The 22,162-nt window shown below is 72.6% G+C and carries 17 protein-coding genes; 7 read left to right on the forward strand and 10 right to left on the reverse strand.

Annotated features, from left to right (window positions below; translation table 11 throughout):
- Position 1: 1 nt before the first annotated feature.
- Positions 2-1,630: an acyl-CoA dehydrogenase family protein gene (locus tag ACQP26_RS15200; protein ID WP_433496047.1), complete on the reverse strand. Its 1,629-nt coding sequence runs from the start codon at positions 1,628-1,630 to the stop codon at positions 2-4.
- A 179-nt stretch (positions 1,631-1,809) separates the two neighbouring features.
- Here ACQP26_RS15200 and ACQP26_RS15205 point away from each other — a divergent pair, with 179 nt between their 5' ends.
- From ACQP26_RS15205 to ACQP26_RS15230, 6 genes are read left to right on the forward strand one after another with little or no spacing between them, the layout of a single operon-like run.
- Entirely contained in the window at positions 1,810-3,348 is a 1,539-nt protein-coding gene (locus ACQP26_RS15205; protein ID WP_433496048.1) for an ABC transporter substrate-binding protein, read from the forward strand.
- Positions 3,348-4,292: an ABC transporter permease gene (locus ACQP26_RS15210; RefSeq protein WP_433496049.1), complete on the forward strand. Its 945-nt coding sequence runs from the start codon at positions 3,348-3,350 to the stop codon at positions 4,290-4,292. The genes ACQP26_RS15205 and ACQP26_RS15210 overlap by 1 nt, the downstream gene beginning before the upstream one ends.
- Positions 4,289-5,170 carry an ABC transporter permease gene (locus ACQP26_RS15215; protein WP_433496050.1) on the forward strand — a complete coding sequence of 294 codons (882 nt, stop codon included), beginning with the start codon at positions 4,289-4,291 and terminating at the stop codon, positions 5,168-5,170. The genes ACQP26_RS15210 and ACQP26_RS15215 overlap by 4 nt, the downstream gene beginning before the upstream one ends.
- Positions 5,171-5,205: 35 nt before the next feature.
- The gene (locus tag ACQP26_RS15220) at positions 5,206-6,207 is read left to right on the forward strand and encodes an ABC transporter ATP-binding protein (RefSeq protein WP_433496143.1); all 1,002 of its coding nucleotides are present in this window, start codon (positions 5,206-5,208) and stop codon (positions 6,205-6,207) included.
- Complete coding sequence (locus ACQP26_RS15225; RefSeq protein WP_433496051.1) at positions 6,204-7,241, forward strand: ABC transporter ATP-binding protein; 1,038 nt, start codon at positions 6,204-6,206, stop codon at positions 7,239-7,241. Before ACQP26_RS15220 ends, ACQP26_RS15225 begins: the two co-directional genes overlap by 4 nt.
- Before the next feature lie 10 nt (positions 7,242-7,251).
- Complete coding sequence (locus tag ACQP26_RS15230) at positions 7,252-9,039, forward strand: gamma-glutamyltransferase family protein (RefSeq protein WP_433496052.1); 1,788 nt, start codon at positions 7,252-7,254, stop codon at positions 9,037-9,039.
- A 144-nt stretch (positions 9,040-9,183) separates the two neighbouring features.
- On the opposite strand, the gene sthA is transcribed toward ACQP26_RS15230, so the two are convergent.
- Both sthA and ACQP26_RS15240 read right to left on the reverse strand, forming a co-directional pair.
- A complete protein-coding gene (gene sthA, locus ACQP26_RS15235) occupies positions 9,184-10,587 on the reverse strand; it encodes a Si-specific NAD(P)(+) transhydrogenase (protein ID WP_269706275.1) in 1,404 nt (467 codons plus the stop codon).
- 81 nt (positions 10,588-10,668) lie between these two features.
- On the reverse strand, positions 10,669-12,030 hold the full coding sequence (locus ACQP26_RS15240; protein ID WP_269706273.1) for a glycosyl hydrolase family 18 protein: 1,362 nt from the start codon (positions 12,028-12,030) through the stop codon (positions 10,669-10,671).
- A 141-nt stretch (positions 12,031-12,171) separates the two neighbouring features.
- On the opposite strand from ACQP26_RS15240, the gene ACQP26_RS15245 reads away from it, so the two are divergent.
- Positions 12,172-13,416: an ROK family transcriptional regulator gene (locus ACQP26_RS15245; protein WP_269706271.1), complete on the forward strand. Its 1,245-nt coding sequence runs from the start codon at positions 12,172-12,174 to the stop codon at positions 13,414-13,416.
- A gap of 32 nt (positions 13,417-13,448) precedes the next feature.
- Here ACQP26_RS15245 and ACQP26_RS15250 read toward each other — a convergent pair whose 3' ends face one another.
- The 7 genes from ACQP26_RS15250 to ACQP26_RS15280 all read right to left on the reverse strand — a co-directional run bounded on the left by ACQP26_RS15250 (position 13,449) and on the right by ACQP26_RS15280 (position 21,955).
- On the reverse strand, positions 13,449-14,861 hold the full coding sequence (locus tag ACQP26_RS15250) for a GH1 family beta-glucosidase (RefSeq protein ID WP_433496053.1): 1,413 nt from the start codon (positions 14,859-14,861) through the stop codon (positions 13,449-13,451).
- Positions 14,862-14,900: 39 nt separating this feature from the next.
- A complete protein-coding gene (locus ACQP26_RS15255) occupies positions 14,901-15,908 on the reverse strand; it encodes an ABC transporter ATP-binding protein (protein WP_269706268.1) in 1,008 nt (335 codons plus the stop codon).
- Positions 15,905-16,951 (reverse strand): ABC transporter permease, encoded by a 1,047-nt coding sequence (locus tag ACQP26_RS15260; protein WP_269706266.1) that lies wholly within the window; start codon positions 16,949-16,951, stop codon positions 15,905-15,907. Before ACQP26_RS15260 ends, ACQP26_RS15255 begins: the two co-directional genes overlap by 4 nt.
- Positions 16,952-16,954: 3 nt before the next feature.
- Positions 16,955-17,932: an ABC transporter permease gene (locus ACQP26_RS15265; RefSeq protein ID WP_269706264.1), complete on the reverse strand. Its 978-nt coding sequence runs from the start codon at positions 17,930-17,932 to the stop codon at positions 16,955-16,957.
- Positions 17,929-19,032: an ABC transporter ATP-binding protein gene (locus ACQP26_RS15270; protein ID WP_433496054.1), complete on the reverse strand. Its 1,104-nt coding sequence runs from the start codon at positions 19,030-19,032 to the stop codon at positions 17,929-17,931. The genes ACQP26_RS15265 and ACQP26_RS15270 overlap by 4 nt, the downstream gene beginning before the upstream one ends.
- 87 nt (positions 19,033-19,119) lie before the next feature.
- The gene (locus ACQP26_RS15275) at positions 19,120-20,796 is read right to left on the reverse strand and encodes an ABC transporter substrate-binding protein (RefSeq protein WP_433496055.1); all 1,677 of its coding nucleotides are present in this window, start codon (positions 20,794-20,796) and stop codon (positions 19,120-19,122) included.
- A 121-nt stretch (positions 20,797-20,917) separates the two neighbouring features.
- Positions 20,918-21,955 carry a LacI family DNA-binding transcriptional regulator gene (locus tag ACQP26_RS15280; RefSeq protein ID WP_269706258.1) on the reverse strand — a complete coding sequence of 346 codons (1,038 nt, stop codon included), beginning with the start codon at positions 21,953-21,955 and terminating at the stop codon, positions 20,918-20,920.
- Positions 21,956-22,162: the final 207 nt, after the last annotated feature.

The following is a 22,162-nucleotide window of genomic DNA, read 5'->3' on the forward strand; positions in this document are numbered from 1 at the left end:
CTCAGCCGATCTTGGGGGTGGCGCGGTCGATGATCGCTGCCAGGTCCAGCCCGCCCGGCAGCGTCCCGTACGCCTGCCCGTGGTCGCCGTCGAGCCGGGACGCGCAGAACGCGTCGGCGACCGCCGGGTGGCCGTGGCGCACCAGCAGCGCGCCCTGCAGCACCAGCGCCAGCCGCTCGACCACCCGCCGGGCACGCAGCTCCAGGTCGGTGTGGTCGGACAGCTCGTCGCGCACCCGGCGCACCGCGGCGTCCAGCCGGGCGTCCGCCCCGGCCGCGGCGGCCACCTCCGCCTCGTACGCGGCGAGCACCTGCGGTTCCCGGGTGAGCGCGCGCAGCACGTCCAGCGCGGCGACGTTGCCGGAGCCCTCCCAGATCGAGTTCAGCGGCGACTCGCGGAACAGCCGCGGCATGCCGGACTCCTCCACGTAGCCGTTGCCGCCCAGGCACTCCAGCGCCTCGGCGGCGTGCCCCGGCCAGCGCTTGCACACCCAGTACTTGCCGACGGCGAGCGCGAGGCGCTTGAACGCGGTCTCGCCGTCGTCGCCGCGCGCCGACCGGTCGGTCGCGCCCGCCAGCCGGATCATCAGGACGGTGGCCGCCTCGGACTCCACCGCCAGGTCGGCCAGCACGTTGCGCATCAGCGGCTGGTCGGCCAGGTAGGCGCCGAACGCCCGCCGGTGCGTGGCGTGGTGCACGGCGGTGGTCACGCCGTGGCGCATCCCGGCCGCCGCGCCGATCACGCAGTCGAGCCGGGTCAGGTTGACCATGTCGATGATGGTGCGCACGCCCCGGCCCTCGTCGCCGACGCGCCACGCCACCGCGTGCTCGTACTCGACCTCGGCGGAGGCGTTGGAGCGGTTGCCGAGCTTGTCCTTGAGCCGCATGAGCCGCATCGGGTTGCGGGTGCCGTCGGGCAGCACGCGGGGGACCAGGAAGCAGGTGAGGCCGCCGGGCGCCTGGGCGAGCGTGAGGAACAGGTCGCACATGGGCGCCGAGGTGAACCACTTGTGCCCGACGAGCCGGTAGCTGCCGTCCGGCTCGGGCCGGGCCGTGGTGGTGTTGGCGCGCACGTCCGAGCCGCCCTGCTTCTCGGTCATCGACATGCCGGCGAGCAGGCCCCCCTTGGTCTGCGGCGGGCGCAGCCCGAAGTCGTACTCGCGGGTGGTGAGCAGCGGCTCGTAGCGGGCGGCCAGGTCCGGGCTGTGCCGCAGCGCGGGCACCGCCGCGTAGGTCATCGAGATCGGGCAGCCGTGCCCGGCGTCGGGCCGCCAGAGGTAGAAGCCGGCCGCGCGGGCCACGTGCGCGCCGGGCCGGTCGTCGGCCCACGGCGCGGCGTGCAGGCCGTGCCCGACCGCGGTACGCATCAGCTCGTGCCAGGACGGATGGAACTCCACCTCGTCGATCCGGTTGCCGTACCGGTCGTGGGTGCGCAGCACCGGCGGGTGCTCGTTGGCGAGCCGCCCGTGTTCGGCCGCCTCCTCGCCGCCGGCGAGCCGGCCCAGCTCGTGCAGCCCGGGCAGCGCCCAGCCGGCGCCCTCGCGGTCCACGCCGTCGCGCAGCGCCGGATCGTCGGCGGTGTCGTGGCCGACCATCGGGGGAACCTGGTTGACGACATCGTGTGTGGTCACGGCGGCAACTCCCAGCGGCGGTGGCGGATCGGGTCGGGGCCCGGATTGAACCACCGTTCACTTCGCACCGGCAACACCCCGTCGACCAGTCAGTTTGGCTGGATTCGTTTGACATCATCCGGCTCGGAGATAAGACTCGCCGAAACTTTCTTTTGTCCGGGAAGTGGCAAGGGGGGCCTGTGTCCAGGAACAAGCTCGGCGTGTTCGGCGCCGCACTCACCCTCACCATCGGTGTCCTGTCCGGATGCACCGGCGGCGAGGCGGTCGACGTCGGCGGCGGGGGGAACGCCGGCGGCTCCGGCGGAGTCCTCAACGCCGCGATCGGCGGCGAACCCGACCAGCTCGACCCGCACAAGACCTCCGCCTACTACAGCTTCCAGGTGCTGGAGAACGTCTACGACACACTCGTCGAGCCGGACGCCGACCTGAAGATGGTGCCCTCGCTGGCGACGAAGTGGACCACCAGCGACGACCAGCTCACCTGGACGTTCACGCTGCGCGAGGGCGTCACGTTCTCCGACGGGTCGCCGCTGACCTCCGAGGACGTCGTCTATTCGTTCGAGCGGATCATCAAGGAGAAGCTGAACAACGCGTACAAGTTCGCCACCGTCAAGTCGGTCACCGGGCCGGATCCGACGACGGTGGTGGTGACGCTGAGCGCGCCCACCCCGAACCTGCTCGCGAACCTCGGCGGGTTCAAGGGCGTGGCGATCGTGGAGAAGTCCAACGTGGAGTCCGGCAAGGTGAAGACCGCGCCGGTCGGCAGCGGCCCGTTCACGGTGGCCGGCTACACCTCCGGCGACAGCATCAAGCTGGTGCGCAACGACGCCTACTGGGGTGAGAAGCCGAAGCTCGACGGCGTCACGTTCACCTTCGTCAAGGACCCGACGGTGGCGCTGCAGAACCTGCGCAGCGGCCAGGTCCAGTGGACCGACAACCTGCCGCCCCAGCAGGTGAAGTCGTTGCAGGACGGCGACGACCCGGTGGTGAGGTCGGCGGCGTCCACCGACTACTGGTACGTGGCGCTCAACGAGGCCCGCAAGCCGTTCGACAACCCCGAGGTGCGGCGCGCGATCGGGTACGCGCTGGACCGCGAGGCGATCACCAAGGCGGCCAAGTTCGGCCTGGCCACCGTCAACCAGACCGCCATCCCGAAGGCCAGCGCGTTCTACTACGACTACGCGCCCTACAGCCACGACCCGGGCAAGGCGAAGCAGATGCTCGGCCAGGCCGGCGTGGGCAACCTGACCATGGACCTGATGGTCACCAGCGAGTACCCGGAGACGGTCACCGCCGCGCAGGTCATCGCCGCGCAGCTCAAGGACGTCGGCATCACCGTGAAGATCCGTACGCTGGACTTCGCCCAGTGGCTCGACGAGCAGGCCAAGGGCAACTTCGACGGGTTCATGCTCGGCTGGCTCGGCAACATCGACCCGGACGAGTTCTACTACGCCCAGCACCACAGCGGCGGCACCTTCAACTTCCACAAGTACAAGAACCCGGCGGTCGACAAGCTGCTGGACGACGCGCGCACCCAGACCGACCAGGGCGCCCGCAAGCAGGCGTACGAGCAGGCGGCGAAGCAGATCGTCGACGACGCCAGCTACCTCTACCTCTACAACCCGGACGTCGTGCAGGGCTGGTCGAAGAAGGTCTCCGGCTACGAGGTGCGCACCGACCGGGCGATCCGGTTCCGGTCGGTCGCCCTGGCGAAGTGATGGCCCGCTTCGTCCTGCGGCGGGTACTCCAGTCGGCGGTCGTCCTGCTCGGCGTGACACTCGTGGTGTTCCTGCTGCTGCAACTGGTGCCGGGCGACCCGGTCCGGGTGGCGCTCGGCACCCGGTTCGACCCGCAGACGTACGACGCGCTGCGCGAACGCGCCGGCCTCGACCAGCCGCTGCCGGTGCAGTACGCCAGCTACCTGGGGCACGCGCTCACCGGTGACCTGGGGGTCAGCTTCCGCACCGGTCAGCCGGTGAGCGCGATCGTGCTGGAACGGCTGCCCGCCACGCTGTCGCTCGCGGTCACCGCCGTGGTGTTCGCGCTGCTGGTGGCGTTCCCGCTGGGCATCGTCGCGGCGGTCCGCAGCGGCTCCGCCGTCGACCACGCTGCCCGCGTGTTCAGCCAGTTCGGCGTCTCGGTGCCGGACTTCTGGATGGGCATCATGGGCATCCTGCTGTTCGCCGGGGTGCTCGGCTGGCTGCCGCCCTCGGGCTATGTGGCGCTGACCGAGGACCCCGGCCGGTGGGCCACCCACGTGGCGCTGCCGGCGGTCACCGTCGGCCTGGTCACCGCGTCGATCCTCACCCGGTTCATCCGCTCCTCGGTGCTGGAGGTGCTCTCCGCCGACTACGTGCGCACCGCCGAGGCGAAGGGGCTGCGCAACCGGGTGGTGATCATGCGGCACGTGCTGCGCAACGCGCTCATCCCGGTGGTCACCGTGGTCGCGGTGCAGCTCGCCAGCCTGCTCGGCGGCGTCATCGTGATCGAGGTGCTGTTCGCCTGGCCCGGCATCGGCCGGCTCACCTTCGACGCCGTGCAGGCCCGCGACTATCCGGTCCTGCAGGGCGCGGTGCTGCTGGTGGCCGCCCTGTTCCTGCTGGTCAACCTGCTGGTGGACATCCTCTACGCCCGCCTCGACCCGAGGATCACGGTCAAGTGAGCGCCACGACCGAGAGCACCGGACGCCGCGTACTGGACGCGCTGCGCCGCGACCCGCTCGCCGTCGGCGGCACGCTCGTGCTCGTGCTGCTGGTCGTGGTCGGCGTGGCCGGCCCGTGGCTGGCCCCGGCCGGCGTCAACGACGTCGACGTGGACCAGATGCTGCGCCCGCCCAGCGGCGCGCACCCGTTCGGCACCGACGAGCTGGGCCGCGACGTGCTCAGCCGGGTGCTCGTCGCCGCGCGCGTGTCGCTTCAGGTCGGCGCGGTCAGCGTCGGCATCGCACTGGTCGCGGGCGTGACGCTCGGGCTGTTCGCCGGCTACTACCGGGGCTGGCTGGACAGCGTGCTCATGCGCTGCATGGACGTGTTGTTCGCGTTCCCGGTGCTGCTGCTGGCGGTCGCCATCGTGGCGGTGCTCGGCCCCGGCCTGCTCACCGCCATGGTCGCCATCGGCGTGGTCTACACACCCATCTTCGCCCGCATCACCCGCGCCGGCGTGCTGTCCGTACGCGAGCAGGTGTTCGTCCGGGCCGCCGTCTCCATCGGCGCGTCCGACCTGCGCATCATGCGCCGGCACGTGCTGCCGAACATCGCCGCTCCGCTGATCGTGCAGACGTCGCTGTCGCTGGCGTTCGCGATCCTCTCCGAGGCCGCCCTGTCCTTCCTCGGCCTCGGCATCCAGCCGCCCGCGCCGGCCTGGGGCCGGATGCTGTTCGACGGGCGTGGCTTCGTCACCGACGCGTGGTGGCTGGGCGTGTTCCCGGGCGCGGCGATCTTCCTCACCGTGCTGGCGTTCAACCTGGTCGGCGACGCGCTGCGTGACGTGCTCGACCCGCGCCAGCTCACCCTGGGCGAGGCCCGCAGGAGCACCCCATGACCGAGCGCACCGAACCCACCGAGCGCGCCGAACGCATGCCGAGCCGGCGTCAGCGGCCGAGCACCGACTCGACGGTGCTGTCCGTGGACGACCTCACCGTGACCGTCGGCACCCGCCGTGGCCCGGTCCGTGCCGTCGCCGGGGTGTCCTGGCAGGTACGGCCGGGGGAGACGTTCGCGCTGGTCGGCGAGTCCGGCAGCGGCAAGAGCATGACCCTGCTCGCCGCCACCGGCCTCGCCCCGCGCGCCGCCACGGTCACCGGCCGGGTGCGGCTGCTCGACCACGAGCTGACCGCGTTGCCCGACGACCGCCGCCGCAAGGTCCGCGGCCGGCACGTCGGCTTCGTCTTCCAGGATCCGATGACCTCGCTCAACCCGGTGCTGCCGGTGGGGCGGCAGGTCACCGAGGCGGCCGAGGAACACCTCGGCCTGACCCGCCGCGCCGCCCGCGACCGGGCGGTGGAGATGCTGGAACTGGTGGGCATCCCGTCGGCCGCGCGGCGCGTCGACGCGTACCCGCACCAGTTCTCCGGCGGCATGCGCCAACGCGTCGCCATCGCCATGGCGCTCGCCTGCGAGCCGGACCTGCTGATCGCCGACGAGCCGACCACCGCGCTCGACGTCACCACCCAGGCGCAGATCATCGAACTGGTCGCCGACCTGCAGGCACGGCTGGGCACCGCCGTCGTCTGGGTCACCCACGACCTGGGCGTCGTCGCGGGCATCGCCGACACCGTGGCGGTCATGTACGGGGGACGCATCGTCGAGCAGGGCCCAGTCGACGCGGTGTTCGACACGCCCACCCATCCGTACACCCGGGCGTTGCTGGCGGCCCGGCCGGACCCGTCACGGCGCGGCGAGGACCTGGTCGCCATCCCCGGCTCGCCGCCGAGCCCGCTGGACCTGCCGCCCGGCTGCGCGTTCTGGCCGCGCTGCCCGGTCCGCGCCGATCCCCGCTGCGAGCACGAGCTGCCCCCGCTGACGCCGGTCGGCGACGGGCACACGGTCCGTACCTTCTACCGTGGAGAGGCCGGATGAGCGCCGACACCCCGGACCTGGTCGCCGAGCTGGACGACCTGAAGGTGCACTTCCCGACGCCGGCCGGAACGGTCCGCGCGGTCGACGGCGTCAGCCTCGCCGTACGCCGGGGCGAGACGCTGGGACTCGTCGGCGAGTCGGGCAGCGGCAAGTCCACCGCGGGTCTGGCGCTGCTGCGGCTCGTCGACCCGACCGGCGGCCGGGTCCGGGTCGCGGGCGCGGACGTGACCCGCTGGTCGCGCCGCCGCCTGCGCGCGACGCGCCGCCACGTGGCGATGGTCTTCCAGGATCCGCAGGCGTCCCTCGACCCCCGCCGCACGGTCGGCGACAGCATCGCCGAACCGCTCGTCGTGCACCGGCTCGCCACGTCCGCCGCCGCCCGGCGGGCCCGGGTCGCCGAGCTGCTGGACCTGGTCGGCCTGCGCGCCGACACCGCCGGCCGGTATCCGCACGAGCTGTCCGGCGGCCAGCGCCAGCGGGTCGGCGTGGCCCGCGCGCTGGCCGGCGAGCCGGACCTGATCGTCCTGGACGAGCCGATCGCCTCGCTCGACCTGAGCGTCCAGGCGCAGATCATGAACCTGCTCCGGCACCTGCAACGCGACCTCGGGCTCACCTACCTGTTCATCGCGCACGACCTGGCCGCCGTCGAGCACATGAGCGACCGGATCGCGGTGATGTACCTGGGCCGCATCGTCGAGACCGGCCCACCGGAGCGGATCTACCGGCGCCCGGCGCACCCCTACACGGCAGCGCTGCTGTCCGCGGTGCCGGTGGCCGACCCCCGCGTCGAGCGGGAGCGCCGCCGGATCGTGCTGACCGGCGACATCCCCAGCCCGGTGGACCCGCCGAGCGGTTGCCGCTTCCGTACCCGATGCCCCCAGGCCCGCCCCGCGTGCGCCGAGACCGACCCGGCGCTGGCCGAGGTCGGTCCGGGCCACGAGGCCGCGTGCCTGTTCCCGCTCGACGCCGAGCGCGACGGCGGTGCCGGCGACGTCGGCGCGACGGAACGCGCCGACGTCGCCGGCACGCCGTAGGCTGCCGCCCATGGCGTTCACCACCCGGCCGACGCTGCGCGGGACGTTCGGCATGGTCTCCTCCACGCACTGGCTCGCCAGCCAGTCCGCGATGGGTGTGCTGGAACGCGGCGGCAACGCCTTCGACGCCGCGGTGGCCGCCGGGTTCGTGCTGCACGTGGTGGAACCGCACCTCAACGGCCCGGCCGGGGAGGTGCCCGCGATCCTCGCCACCGCGGCCGACCCCACGCCGCGGGTGCTCTGCGGTCAGGGCCCGGCCCCGGCCGCCGCCACCGTCGCCCACTTCCGCTCGCTCGGCCTGGACCTGGTGCCCGGCGCCGGCCCGCTCGCCGCGGTCGTGCCGGGCGCTGTCGACGCGTGGCTGCTGCTGTTGCGCGACCACGGCACCCGCACGCTCGCCGAGGTGCTGGAGCCGGCGATCGGCTACGCCGCCGCCGGCCACCCGCTGGTCGGCGCCGCCGGGCAGACCGTCGCGCGGGTCCGGTCGCTGTTCACCGACCACTGGCCGACCTCCGCGCGGCAATGGCTCCGCGACGGCCGCCCGCCCGCGCCGGGGGAGATGGTCACCAACCCGGCGTACGCGGACACGCTGCGCCGCCTCGTCCACGCGGGACGGGCTGCCGGTACGGACCGGGAGGCGCAGATTGAGGCGGCCCGGCGAGCCTGGCGGGAGGGTCTCGTCGCCGAGGCGATCGACGCGTTCAGCCGGCTGCCGTTCCGCGACTCCAGCGGGCGTGCCCACGCCGGGCTCGTCACCGGCGACGACCTGGCCGGATGGTCGGCCACCTGGGAGGAACCGGTCACGCTGGACTGGCACGGGCACACGATCGCCAAGACCGGCTTCTGGGGCCAAGGCCCGGTGCTGCTGCAGACCCTGGCCGTCCTGGACGCGCTCGACGACCCGGCGGTCTACGATCCGTCCAGCTTGGACGGCATCCACGCGCAGGCCGAGGCGCTGAAGCTCGCGTTCGCCGACCGGGAGGCGTGGTACGGCGACACCGACGTGCTGGGCTCCGCGCTGCTGTCGGCCGAGTACGCCCGTTCGCGGGCCGCGCTGGTCGGTGACCGGGCGTCGGCCGGGTTGCGCCCCGGCAGCCCGGTGGGCGAGCCGTCCCGGCTTCCGTCGCACCTGCACGCCGACGTGCGTCGCGGGGCCGTCCCGCAGGACCCGAGCACCGGCGAACCCACGGTCCGGGCCGACGGCGTGACCCGCGGCGACACCTGCCACGTCGACGTGGTGGACCGGTGGGGCAACATCATCTCCGCCACGCCCAGCGGCGGCTGGCTGCAGAGCTCGCCCACCATCCCGGAACTGGGCTTCCCGCTCGGCAGCCGGTTGCAGATGTGCTGGCTGGAGGAGGGGCTCGCGTCGACGCTGCGGCCGGGCCGGCGACCGCGTACCACGCTCAGCCCGACGCTCGTGCTGCGCGACGGCGAGCCGGTGATGGCCTGCGGTACGCCCGGCGGTGACCAGCAGGACCAGTGGCAGTTGCTGTTCCTGCTGCGGCACCTGGCCGGCGAGCAGGAGTTGCAGGAGGCGATCGACGCCCCCACGTGGCACACCACGAGCTTCCCGGCGTCGTTCTATCCGCGCGAGGTCGAGCCCGGCGTGCTGGTGCTGGAGGACCGGATCGACCCCGACGTGCTGGCCGGCCTGCGCGCCCGCGGCCACACCGTCCGCCTGTCCGACCCGTGGAGCCTGGGCCGCATGTGCGCGGTGACACGCGACCCGCGCACCGGGGTCCTGTCCGCCGCCGCGAATCCCCGAGGCGCCCAGGGCTACGCCGTAGGCCGCTGACCCACCCTCCCACCGCCCCGCCCCGCCCCCTATCCCCGCCGATCTTGCACGTGCCGCCCGGGCATAGCCGGCATAACGGGTGGGCGGCGGGCCGAAAGTGCAAGATCAACGAGGAGGGGCGGGGCGGGCGGGGGAGGGGCGGGGTCAGGTGTCGATGCGGGTGATGTTGCGGATCTTGTTGGCGGCGTCCAGCGCGGCCACCTTGTACGCCTCGGCCAGCGTCGGGTAGTTGAACACCGCGTCGAGCAGGTAGTCGACGGTACCGCCGCAGCCCATCACCGCCTGCCCGATGTGGACGATCTCGGTGGCGCCGGTGCCGAACACGTGCACCCCGAGCAGCCGCCCGTTCTCGGGTGACACCAGCAGCTTCAGCATCCCGTACGAGTCGCCGACGATCTGGCCACGGGCCAGTTCCCGGTAGCGGGCGATGCCCACCTCGAACGGGACGGACGCGTCGGTCAGCTCCTCCTCGGTCTTCCCGACGAAACTGATCTCCGGGATGGTGTAGATGCCGATCGGTTGCAGGTCCGACATGCCGCGCGCCGGTTCGCCGCAGGCGTGCTGGGCGGCCAGCCGGCCCTGTTCCATCGAGGTGGACGCCAGCGCGGGGAAGCCGATCACGTCGCCGACGGCGTAGATGTTCTCGACGCCGGTGCGGTAGTCCGCGTCGACGGTGATCCGGCCCCGGTGGTCGGCGGTGAGCCCGGCCGCCTCCAGCGCGAGGTCGTCGGTCTGCCCCTGGCGCCCGGCGGAGTACATCACGGTGTCCGCCGCGATCTTCTTGCCGCTGCGCAGCACGCAGAGCGCGGCGCTGCGGTGCTTCTCCACGGCGGCCACCTCCTCGCCGAAGCGGAAGGTCACCGACAGGTCCCGCAGGTGGTACTTCAGGGATTCGACGATCTCCTCGTCGCAGAAGTCCAGCATCCGCGGGCGGCGCTCGACCACAGTCACCTTGGTGCCGAGCGCGGCGAACAGGGACGCGTACTCCATGCCGATCACGCCGGCGCCGACCACGACCATGCTGCGCGGGACGGCCTGGAGGTTGATGACGCCGTCGGAGTCGACGATCGTCCGGTCGTCGAAGTCGACGCTGTCCGGGCGGGCCGGGCGGGTGCCGGCGGCGATGACCGCCTTGTCGAAGCTGACCCGGGTCTCCCGGCCGGAGCCGGCGTCCACCCACACGGAGTGGGCGTCGGCGAACCGGCCGGTGCCGGTGATCAGCGAGACCTTGTTGCGGGCCAGCTGGTTGCGGATGACGTCGGTCTGCCGGGTGATCACGTGCTGGGTGCGGGCGGCCAGGTCGGCGACGGTGATGTCCTCCTTGACCCGGTAGCTGCTGCCGTAGAGGTCGCGCTGGCTCAGCCCGGTCAGGTAGAGGACGGCTTCGCGCAGCGTCTTGGAGGGCACGGTCCCGGTGTTGATGCACACCCCGCCGAGCATGTCGCGGCGGTCGACGATCGCCACCCGGCGGCCCAGCTTGGCCGCGGCGATCGCCGCTTTCTGTCCACTCGGTCCGGAGCCCAGCACCAGCAGGTCGTAGTCATACACGAGCGCCAGCCTCGCAGGGTCTCGCAAGAGGCGCCAGCGGCGGGGCTCCGCGCCGGGGGTGGAGCGTGGAGCCCCGCCGGCTCAGCGGCCCTGCAGGGACCGGACGTTGTCGCCGAACGTCCAGCCCTTCGACCCGTCCCAGTTGACCGACCAGGTCATCAGGCCCTTGAGGCGCCCCTGGTAGGTGTTCCACGCCTGGGCCACCAGCGCCGGGCCCATGTAGCCGCCGCCGGCGCCGACCTGCGCGGGCAGCCCGGGGACCTGCCGGTCCAGCGGTACGCGGATGGTGGTGCCCTGGATGACCAGGCCCGCGTCGAGGCAGTTGGTCTGGGCGACGAAACCGGCCACGGTGCCGGCCGGGTACGAGTCACCGGCGCAGCCGTACATCGAGCCGTTGTAGTACTGCATGTTCAGCCACCACAGCCGCCCGTTGTCGGCGTACTTCTTCACGATCGGCAGGTACGCGCCCCAGATCGAGCCGTAGGTGACGCTGCCTCCGGTGACGTACGCGGTCTCCGGCGCCATGGTGAGCCCGAAGCCGGCCGGCATCTGGGCCAGCACCCCGTCGATGATCCGGATCAGGTTGGCCTGTGAGGGGGAGAGCTGGTTGATGTTCCCGCTGCCGGTCAGGCCGGTCTCGATGTCGATGTCGATGCCGTCGAAGTTGTGCCGCTTGAGGATCGGCACGACGGTGGCGACGAACCGGTCGGCCACCGCGCTGGAGCTGAGGTCGATGCCGGCGGTGGCGCCGCCGATGGACAGCAGCACGGTGAGCCCGGCGGCCTTGGCCTGGCACACCTGCGCCGGGGTTGGCACCTTGACGCCGGCGTCCATGCCGTCCTCCCAGAGCACGGTGCCGTCGGCGCGGATGACCGGGAACGCGGCGGTCACCACGTTGTAGCCGTGTCCGGTGATCCGGGAGTCGGTGATCGGGATCCAGCCGAGCCCGGGGTGCACGCCGTTCGCGGCGCCGTCCCAGTTCTCCCAGTAGCCCTGGAGCACCTTGCCCGACGGCCGGGACCGCAGCGCGCAGGTGTCCCCGCCCGGCGTCGTCGGGGTCGGGGAGGCGGTCGGCGTCCGCGTGGGGGAGGCCGTCGGGGAGGCGGACGGGGTGGGCGACGGCGGCCGGGTGGTCGGGCTCGGCGACGGCGTGCCGCCGGTGCAGGCGCCGAGGTCGGTCCAGAGGGCCGGTACGGCGGCCGGGTTCCAGCCCGCGCCGGCCGGCGGGGTGTGCGTGACGAGCGCCTGGTAGAGCCGGCCGCCATAGGTGGCGCGGCTGCCGGCGGTCCAGGTGACGCCCTCGGCCCAGACCGGCGCGTCACACGCGACGAGCGTGCCGACGGCGCCGGCCGGGGTGGCGGCGGTGGCGGGCAGGGCGGCGGCGGTGGCGGCGAGCAGCGCGACGCCACCGAGCAGAGCGGTCATCCCACGTCCGAGTCGCATGACATACCTCCTCATCGATGCGCCGGAGGTTATCAGTTAACTTTGTTAAATGTAAATGCGGCGTACCCTGTCACCACCCGGTTCACGGCGTGAAGCAGGAACGCAGGCCGCCGCGAGCGGCCGGGAAGGACGGCGGCGGACGTGGACGCCAGACGCACCACGGTGCGCGACATGCGCCGGGCCAACCGGTCGGTCCTGCTGACCCGGATCTGGCTGGACGGCCCGCTCAGCCGGCACGAGCTGGGCCAGTCCACAGCGCTCAGCCTGGCGAGCGTCAGCAACCTGGTCGGCGAGATGATCAACGAGGGTCTGGTCGAGGAGGCCGGCTCGGTCGAGTCCGACGGCGGCCGCCCCCGGGTCCTGCTGCGCGTCGCGCCCGGCTACGGCTACCTGGTCGGCGCCGACGTCGGCGAGACCCGGGTCCAGGTGGAGCTGTTCGACCTGAGCATGACCGCGCTGGCCAAGGCGGAGTACCCGATCACCGCGGCCGATCCCGACCCCGAGCGGGTCGCCGCGCACCTGCGACACGGCCTCGCCGCGGTCATCGACCAGGCAGGCGTCGACCCCGCCGCCGTGCTCGGCTTCGGCGTCGCCGTCGCCGGCACCGTCGAGCGCACCGCCGACGCCGTGGTGCACGCCCAGACGCTCGGCTGGGACGGCGTCCCGCTCGGCGCGATGCTGCGCGCCGGCACCGACGTACCGGTGCACGTGGACAACGGCGCGAAGACGCTCGGCCAGGCCGAGATGTGGTTCGGCGCCGGCCGCGGCGTCCGGCACGCGGTGGTCGCCCTGGTCGGCTCCGGCGTCGGCGCGAGCGTGGTCGCCGACGGCGTCGGCTACCGCGGCGCGCACAGCAGCGCCGGGGAGTGGGGCCACACCACCATCGTGTACGGCGGCCGCCGCTGTCGCTGCGGCAACCTCGGCTGCCTGGAGGCGTACGTCGGGGCGGAGGCGGTGCTGGACCGGTTCCGCCAGGCCAACCGGGGCCGCCCGGCACCCGGCGCGGACGAGGAGTCCGCCTTCGGTGAGCTGCTGCGTTCCACCGGCCGCACCGCCGCGAAGGTGGTCGACGAGACGGTCGGCTACCTGGGCGCCGGGGTGGCGAACCTGGTGAACCTGTTCAACCCGGAGCGGGTGGTGCTCGGCGGCTGGGCCGGGCTGGCCCTGGGCGAACGGCACCTGCCCGCGATCCGCGCGGCGACCGCCCGGCACGCGCTGCGCCAGCCGTACGCGCAGACCTCGATCGAGCTGTGCCGGCTCGGACCGGACGCGGTCGCGATGGGCGCCGCCACCCTGCCGATGACCCGGCTGCTGCGCGACGGCGGCGTGCCCCGCGACCCGGCCGCCCGCCCGGGCCCGGCGTGGGGGCCGGGCCGCCGTCACTGACCTGACCGGCCCTGCCCCCACGCCGGACGACGTCAGCGCTGCCCGCGTACCCGCCGCACCGTGTCGCGGTACCAGAGCGCGCTGCGCTTGGGGGTGCGGCGCTGCGTGTCGTAGTCGACCCGGACGATGCCGAACCGCTTGTCGTAGCCGTACGCCCACTCGAAGTTGTCCAGCAGCGACCAGGCGAAGTAGCCGCGCACGTCCGCGCCGGCGGCCCGGGCGCGGGCCACCGCCCGCAGGTGCTCGGTGAGGTAGCCGACCCGGTCGTCGTCGGCGACGAACCCGTCGGCGTCCGGCTCGTCGTCGAACGCGGCGCCGTTCTCGGTGATCACCATGGGCGTGCCCGGGTAGTCGCGGTGCAGCCGCACCAGCAGGTCGGTGAAGGACTCCGGCACGATCTCCCAGTCCATCGCGGTACGCGGCAGGTCGCGGCGGACCACCCGGCGTACCGGCTTGCCGTCGTCGTCGCGGTCGCGGCCCTGCTCGTCCACCCCGGAGTGCAGCTGCCCGAAGTAGTAGTTGACGCCCAGCACGTCGATCGGGGTGGCGATGACGTCCAGGTCGCCGTCCTCCACCGGGATCCGCACGCCCTCGGCGGCCAGGTCGGCGATCACGTCGCGCGGGTACTCCCCGCGCAGCACCGGGTCGAGGTAGAGCCGGTTGCCCAGCCCGTCGGCAGCGCGCGCCGCGTCCCGGTCGGCCGCGCTGTCGGTCGCCGGGTCGGCGGTGGCCAGGTTCAGCGTGAGGCCCAGCTCGATCGGGGACCGGGCCGCCTCGCGCAGCCGCCGCGTCGCCAGCCCGTGCCCGAGCAGCAGGTGGTGCGCCGCGGCGATGCCGTCGCCCAGGTCGCGCCGGCCCGGGGCGTGGTTGCCGTAGGCGTACCCGAGCATCGCCGAGCACCACGGCTCGTTGAGCGTGGTCCAGGTGCGGACCCGGTCGCCGAGCGCGGCGAAGACCAGTTCCGCGTAGTCGGCGAACCGGTACGCGGTGTCCCGGTTCGGCCAGCCGCCGGCGTCCTCCAGCTCCTGCGGCAGGTCCCAGTGGTAGAGCGTCACCCACGGCTCGACGCCCCGACCGAGCAGTTCGTCCACCAGCCGGTCGTAGAAGGCCAGCCCGGCCACGTTCGCCGGGCCGCGCCCGCCCGGCTGCACCCGGGGCCAGGCCACCGAGAACCGGTACGTGTCCAGCCCCAGGTCCGCGATGAGCGCGACGTCCTGCGGCATCCGGTGGTAGTGGTCGCACGCCACGTCGCCGTGGTCGCCGTTCGCCACCGCGCCCGGCACCCGGCAGAACGTGTCCCAGATCGACGGGGTGCGGCCGTCTTCGGCCACCGCGCCCTCGATCTGGTACGACGACGTCGCCACCCCCCACCGGAAGGTCGGCGGCAGCGTGTCGATCGGGTCCGGACCGGTGACTGACGACGGGAGGGTGAGGTCGGTGTCCATGGTTCTCCTCGCGGTTGGCGGGTGGTGGTGTCGGGCGGGTCAGCGGGACAGCGGCGCGACGGCCGGGTGCAGATGGCACGCGACGGCCCGCGCCGGGTCGTCGACGCGCGGCGCGCCGAGCACCGGCACCTGCTCGTCGCACCCGTCGAACGCCTTCGGGCAGCGGGGGTGGAACGCGCACCCGGACGGCATGGCACGCAGGTCCGGCGGGGAGCCGGGGATGCCGGTCAGTTCGCGGCGCGGCCCGTGCAGCGCCGGGAACGAGTGCAGCAACCCCTCGGTGTACGGGTGCAGCGGTTCGGCGTACAGCCGGGCGGCGGGCGCCTCCTCGACGATCCGGCCGCCGTACATGATCGCGATGCGGTCGGAGAACTCGACCAGCAGCGACAGGTCGTGGGTGATGAACAGCACCGCGAAGCCGAGACGTTCGCGCAGCTCGGCGAGCTGGCCGAGGATCTGCCGCTGCATCACCACGTCCAGCGCGGTGGTCGGTTCGTCCATGATGACCACCTGCGGTTCCAGCGCCAGCGCCATCGCGATCATGACCCGTTGCCGCATGCCGCCGGAGAGTTGGTGCGGGTAGCTGTCCAGCCGGTCGGCGGAGATGCCGACCAGGCGCAGCAGATCCTTCGCGCGGGCCAGCCGGCCCGCCGCCGTGCTCTTCGGCTCGTGCGCCCGGATCACGTCGAGCAGCTGGGTGGAGACCTTGTGCACCGGGTTGAGCGAGTTCATCGCGCCCTGGAACACGATCGACGTCTCCGCCCAGCGGAACTCGCGCAGCTTCGCCGGGCTGAGCGTGAGCACGTCGACCGGCGGGCCGTCGGCCGGGTGGTAGATCACCTGGCCGCCGCTGACCACGCCGGGCGGGGGCAGCAACCGGGTGAGTCCGTACGCGAGGGTGGACTTGCCGCTGCCGCTCTCCCCGGCCAGGCCGAGCACCTCGCCGCGGTGCAGCGTCAGGTCGACGTCGCGGACCGCACGGACCGCGTCCGCGCCGACGCCGTAGTCGACGCACAGCCCGCGGATCTCCAGCACCTGGTCGCTCATGGGGTCGCGTCCTCTCGGGTGGGGTCCGCCGGCCGCCGCATCGGGACCGGCGCCGGGTTCGGCGCGAGCACCGGGGTGAACCCGACGCGCATCGCGACGGTGCGGCCGTCGGCGGTACGGATCCGGGTCCGGCCGCCGGTGCGCAGCCGCGGGCTGACGAACTCGTCGATGCCGAAGTTGATCAGCGCGAGCGCGGTGCCGAGCAGCGCGATGGCCAGCCCGGCCGGCACGAACCACCACCAGGCGCCCTGCGCCAGGGCCTGCTGCCCCTGGGCCCAGAACAGGATCGTGCCCCAGTTCCACGACGTCATCGACGAGACGCCGATGAACGCCAGGGTGATCTCCGACATCACCGCGAAGATGACGGTGCCGACGAAGCCGGAGGCGATGATCGCGGTCAGGTTCGGCAGGATCTCGAAGCCGATGATCCGCCAGGTCCGCTCGCCGGTGGCCCGGGCGGCCTCGACGTAGTCGCGGCGGCGTAACGACAGCGTCTGGGCGCGCAGCACGCGGGCGCCCCAGGCCCACGACGTGAGGCCGATGATGAGCGCCACGAGCGTGTCACTGGCCTGGTCGACGAGGGACGTGACGATGATGATCAGCGGCAGCGCCGGGATCACCAGGAACACGTTCGACACCGCCGACAGGCCCTCGTCGGCCGCGCCGCCCAGGTAACCGGCGGTCACGCCGATGAGGACGGACAGGATCGTGGCGAGCACGCCGGCGGTCAGGCCCACCACCATCACGCTGCGCGCGCCGACCAGGATCTGGCTGAAGATGTCCTGCCCGAGATGGGTGGTGCCGAACCAGTGCCGGGCCGAGGGCGCCTGGAGCACGTCGGCGCTGCGCGCGTCCGGGTCGTACGGCGCGATCCACGGCCCGATCACCGCCAGGAGCACGTAGACCCCGAGGACTGCGAGGCCGGTCGCGGCCTTGGCGTTGGCGACGAAGCGGAACCGGCGGCGGCGCGCCCGGGCCGACGGCTGCGCCATCGCCCCCTGGCCGGGGATGACCTGCTCGATGCTGGACGGGGAGAGTGTCATCGTTCAGCTCTTTCGGGTCCGCGGGTCGAGGAGCAGGTACGCCACGTCGGCGAGCAGGTTCGCCACCAGCACCGAGATCGTGATGATCAGGAAGATGCCCTGCATCAGCGGGTAGTCCTTCGCGCCGACGGCCTGGAAGAGCTGGAACCCCAGGCCCGGGTACGAGAAGACGATCTCCACGAGCAGCGTGCCGCCGACGATGAAGCCCAGTGACAGCGCGAACCCGGACACGTTCGGCAGCAGCGCGTTGCGGGCGGCGTAGCTGAGGGCCACCCGGCGCTCGGACAGCCCCTTGGCGTGCGCCACGGTGATGTAGTCCTCGCTCGCGACGGTGACCATCATGTTGCGCATGCTGAGGATCCAGCCGCTCATCGACGACACCAGGATGGTCGCCGCGGGCAGGATGCTGTGCTGGATCGCGCTCGGCACGAAGTACGCGTCGAACGCCGGCACCAGGCCCGGCTCGTAGCCGCCGGAGGAGGGGAAGAAGCTGCCCGGCCCGGCGAACAGCGCGATCGCGACCAGGCCCAGCCAGAAGTACGGGATCGAGGACAGGAACGTGGTGGCCGGCAGCAGCCCGTCGATCCACGAGCCGCGCCGCCAGCCCGCGCCGACGCCGAGCGCGGTGCCGAGCAGGAAGCTGACGATCGTGGTGACGCCGACCAGGCCGACGGTCCACGGCAGGCTGCTCCCGATCACCTCCGACACCGGGGCGGGGAAGAACGTGAACGACAGTCCCAGGTCGCCGCGCAGGAGCTGCCCCCAGTAGGCGACGTACTGCTCCCACAGCGACCGGTCGGAGTCCAGCCCGAACAGCACCCGCAGCGACGCGATCGCGTCGGCGCTGATCCGGCCCTGGTTGCGGGAGATCAGCGACTGCACCGGGTCGCCCGGCACCATCCGCGGGATGAAGAAGTTGAGGGTGATCGCCGCCCAGGCGGTGAACAGGTAGAAGGCCACCCGTTGCAGCAGGAACCTCACCGGGCCGCCTCCGTCCCGGCCGTGTCGGTTCCGCTCTTCGCCGCCGCGACGGTCTCGGCGTCGAACAGCCAGCACGCGGCCCAGTGCCCCGGCGCGTCGTCGACCGGGATCGGTGGCGGCAGGTCGGTGGCGCAGCGCGGCATGGCCGCCGGGCAGCGCGGGTGGAACCGGCAGCCGGCCGGCGGGCGGATCAGGCTCGGCGGCTCGCCGTGCCCCCGCTCGCCCGCCGCCGCGCCGTCGCCGCCCGCGCCGCTGATCCGCTCCGGGTCCGGCGCCGATTCGATCAGCAACCGGGTGTACGGGTGGGCCGGGCGCTGGGTGACCGTCTCGCTGTCGCCGCCCTCGACCATCCGCCCGGCGTACATGACGATCGTCTCGTCGGCGAAGTAGCGGGCCGAGGCGATGTCGTGGGTGATGTAGAGGATCGCCAGGTCGAGCCGGTCCTTCAGGTCCTGGAGCAGGTTGAGCACGCCGAGGCGGATCGACACGTCCAGCATCGACACCGGCTCGTCGGCGAGCAGCACCTCGGGGTCGGCGCCGAGCGCCCGCGCGATCGCCACCCGCTGGCGCTGCCCGCCGGACAGCTCGTGCGGGAACGCGTCCAGGTAGCGCTCCGGCGGGGTGAGCGCGACCCGGGTCAGCAGGTCGGCGAGCGCCTTCTCCAGCCCGTCCGGGCCGGTCCCGGCGTTGCCGTGGATGCGCAGCGACCGGGTCAGGTGGTAGCGGACCGTGTGCACCGGGTTCAGCGAGGCGAACGGGTCCTGCAGGATCAGCTGCACCCGGCGCACGTACGCCCGGAAGCGGCGCCCGCCGCGGACCCGGGTCGATTCGCCGTGCAGCCGGATGTCGCCGGCGGTGCGCGGGTAGAGCTGGGCCAGCAGCCGCGCCACTGTGGACTTGCCGGAGCCGGACTCGCCGACGAGCGCGGTCACCCGGCCGCGGCGCAGCGCGATCGATACGTCGTCGACGGCGTGCACCACCGCTGGGGTGCGGGAGAGGAGGTCACGCAGCCGCCGGCGGACGGGGAAGTGCTTGGTCAGGCCGACGGCCTCCAGCACCACCTCGTCGGCCGGCGCCGGTGCGCTCTCGGTCAACGTCATGCCGCATTCCTGTCTGGGGTTGCCGGTAGCGAGGGGCGGGCGCCGCCGGCCCGGCCGGGCGATCGTGGCCGGGCCGGCGGCACCGGGTCAGCCGTTGGCCGGCTCGAGGTGCAGCACCACGTCCACCGCGTTGGGCTGGGTGGGCTGGAGCGCGCCGTACGGGTTCGAGTCGTCCGGCCAGCCGGTCCAGTTCTTCGTGCTGTACGCGCCGCCGATGTTGTCCGCGCCGACCGGGATCATCGGCATCTGCTCGACGAAGATCTTCTGCAGGGTGGCCATGGCGGTGGTGCGGGTGGCGTCGTCGGTGGCGTTGGCGTACGACACCAGCGCGTCGGTGGCCTCCTTGCTCTGGAACCGGCCGAAGTTGCCCGCCGGGGAGGCGGTGCCGATCGGCTTGAGCACGCGGCCGTCCATGATGGTCCGGTAGATGTCGTACGGCGTGGCGCCGCTCTCGGTCCACCGGAACGTGGCCTCGAAGTTGCCCTGCTCGACGTTGCGGAACCAGGCGTCCTGGTTGGCCTTGTCGACGGTGGCCGCGATGCCGATCTTCGCCAGGTTGCCCTTCACGATCTCCAGGCTGGTCTGGTAGTCGGACCAGCCGGCCGGGTCGGTGAGCCGGATGGTGACCGGCTTTCCGCTCTTGTCCTTGAGCGTGGTGCCGTCGAGCTTGTAGCCCGCGCCGGTGAGCAGCGCCTTGGCGCCCTCGACGTCGACCTTGTGCTCCTGGCCCTTGTACTCGGGCGCGATGAACGAGTCACCGGCCGGGCTGGGCAGACCGGTGACGCTCTTGACCTCGGGGTGGAAGTAGCCCGCCTCGGCGGTGGTGAAGATGTCCGCCCGGTCGATGACCATGTTCATCGCCTTGCGCAGCGTGGGGTCGTCGAACGGCTTCTTCGTGGTGTTCACGTAGAGGCCGTGGATGCCCAGCACCGGCGGCGCCCACATCTTGTGGTTCTTCTGGTCCTTGGCCACGAACACGGTCTGGTAGTTCGGGATGAAGACGAAGCTCCACTCCGACTCGCCGTTCGCCAGTGCGGTGGTCTGCGCGCTGTTGTCCGTGTACGAGGTGTACCGCAGTTCCTTGACCTTCGGCGGGTCCTGCCAGTAGCCGCTGTCGCGCACGGAGAGCGTCGTGGTCGCCGGGGTGAACGACTTCAGCGTGTAGGGGCCGCTGCCGACCGGCTGCTTCACCGGGTCGGTGGCCGGGTCGGCGATCTTCTCCCACAGGTGCTTGGGCACGATCGGCACCCGCCACAGCACCTTCTGCTGGTTGACGAACTGCGGGCTGGCCATCGAGATGGTGACCTCGTTGCCGCTGGCGACGGCGTCGGTGTACGGCACGCCCTGGTCGTTGAGGGCCGGGAACTTCTTCACCAGGTTGTAGGTGAACGCGACGTCCTCGGCGGTGACCTTCTGCCCGTCGGACCAGGTGGCGTTCTCGCGGATGGTCACCTTGACCGACTTGTAGTCCGACGACCACTCGGCCTTGGTGGCCAGCCACGGCTTGAACGGCTCGGCCGGCTTGACCGGGTTCCACATCATCAGCGGCTCGTAGATCTGCCAGCGGTAGCCGAGCGACGCGCCGGCCGAGGTGGTGAGGAACGGGTTGTTGTTCTCCGCCTGCGGGCCGTTGGGCATGCCGACGTTCAGCACCGTCGCGGCCTGGCCGCTCTTCTTGTTCGCGTTCGGGCTGTCGCCGCAGGCGGCGGCGCCGGTGACCATCGCGCCGGCCAGCGCGAGGGCGAGGATTTGCCGTCTTCTCATGGAGGTCTCCCTCGGTGGTCCCGCATTTCCTCGGGCGGGATGTGGTGGATGGAGGGTGTGCGGTGGAGCCACCGGCGGGCGGGCCCGCCGGCGTGGTCGCCGGGTGCGGCGGGGGTGGGGGTCAGGTGACGTGGGCGTCGATCGGGTCGCTGGTGTTCTCGTCCGCGCCGGTCGAGTCGCGGGCGGCGAAGCCGGTCGGGATGACGGTCGGGGTGTCCGGCAGCGGGGTGCCGGCGAGGTGGCCGATGAGCAGCCGGGCGGCGGCCGTACCCATCTCCCGCAAGGGCTGGCGCACGGAGCTCAGCGGCGGGTGGGTGTGCCCGGCCAGCGGCAGGTCGTCGAAGCCGACCACCGCCACGTCCTGCGGGACGCGCCGCCCGGCGTCGCGCAGCGCCTGCAACGCACCGGCGGCCGACAGGTCGTTGTGGGCGAAGACGGCGTCGAACGGTACGCCGTCGGCGAGCAGCCGCCGCACCGCCGCGCGCCCGCACTCGAAGGTGAAGTCGCCCTCCACCACGCGGTCCGGCTCGATCGGCACGCCCGCGTCGGCGTAGGCGCCGGCGAACCCCGCGAGCCGTTCCCGGGTGCAGCCGAACCGGCGCAGGCCGGTGACGACAAGCGGCCGGCGCCGGCCCAGCGCCAGCAGGTGCGTGGCGGCGGCCCGGGCGCCGTCCTCGTTCGTGGTCCGCACCGACGGGAAGCCGGGCTGGTGGCCCCGGTCGTCGATGAGGATGACCGGCAGGCCGCGCCGGTGCAGCTCGGTGATGTAGTCGAGCGTCCCCTCCGGTTCGACCACCAGCAGGCCGTCGAACGACTTGGCCGAGACCTGGGAGGCGAACCGCCGCATCGACTCGTCGCCGTGGGTGCAGGTGAACAGCAGCATGCCGTAGCCGGCGGCCTCGACCACGTCGGCCGCGCCCTGGAGGACCTCGCCCATCCAGGGCCAGGTCAGCGCCGGCACCAGCATCCCCACCACCCGGGTACGGCCCCGGGCCAGCCCGACCGCGCGGGCGCTGGGTACGTACCCGAGGTCGCTGATCACGGCGCGGACCCGGTCGGCGGTGCGGACGTGCACCTCGCCCTTGCCGTTGAGCACCCGGGAGACCGTCGTCTTGCTCACCCCGGCGCGGGTGGCGACGTCGGCGATGGTGATCGGCACGTGACGCTCCCGGATCGCAGGGATGAGCGGGGTGTTTCGGAACCGGTTGCGGAAGCGGTTCCGTGGCAGTCAACCCAAGTGGCGTCGGTCCCGTCAATCACAGATGAGTAACGATGTACTCCTAAGTTCGAGCCTTGAAAAAAGTGTCCCGGCTGGGCGTCTGCCGATCACGGCGATGAACAGGGTCGATGCCTTGTTCCCCGGCCC

Origin of the sequence: Micromonospora sp. CA-248089 (genome assembly GCF_050948515.1) — a bacterium.
Lineage (GTDB): Bacteria > Actinomycetota > Actinomycetes > Mycobacteriales > Micromonosporaceae > Micromonospora.

Excerpts from the sequence above, each read along its gene's own strand:
- ACQP26_RS15210 (WP_433496049.1), top strand. The coding sequence starts at position 3,348 with ATGGCCCGCTTCGTCCTGCGGCGGGTACTCCAGTCGGCGGTCGTCCTG.
- ACQP26_RS15220 (WP_433496143.1), top strand. The coding sequence starts at position 5,206 with ATGCCGAGCCGGCGTCAGCGGCCGAGCACCGACTCGACGGTGCTGTCC.
- ACQP26_RS15225 (WP_433496051.1), top strand. The coding sequence starts at position 6,204 with ATGAGCGCCGACACCCCGGACCTGGTCGCCGAGCTGGACGACCTGAAG.
- ACQP26_RS15230 (WP_433496052.1), top strand. The coding sequence starts at position 7,252 with ATGGCGTTCACCACCCGGCCGACGCTGCGCGGGACGTTCGGCATGGTC.
- ACQP26_RS15240 (WP_269706273.1), bottom strand. The coding sequence starts at position 12,030 with ATGCGACTCGGACGTGGGATGACCGCTCTGCTCGGTGGCGTCGCGCTG.
- ACQP26_RS15250 (WP_433496053.1), bottom strand. The coding sequence starts at position 14,861 with ATGGACACCGACCTCACCCTCCCGTCGTCAGTCACCGGTCCGGACCCG.
- ACQP26_RS15255 (WP_269706268.1), bottom strand. The coding sequence starts at position 15,908 with ATGAGCGACCAGGTGCTGGAGATCCGCGGGCTGTGCGTCGACTACGGC.
- ACQP26_RS15260 (WP_269706266.1), bottom strand. The coding sequence starts at position 16,951 with ATGACACTCTCCCCGTCCAGCATCGAGCAGGTCATCCCCGGCCAGGGG.
- ACQP26_RS15270 (WP_433496054.1), bottom strand. The coding sequence starts at position 19,032 with ATGACGTTGACCGAGAGCGCACCGGCGCCGGCCGACGAGGTGGTGCTG.
- ACQP26_RS15275 (WP_433496055.1), bottom strand. The coding sequence starts at position 20,796 with ATGAGAAGACGGCAAATCCTCGCCCTCGCGCTGGCCGGCGCGATGGTC.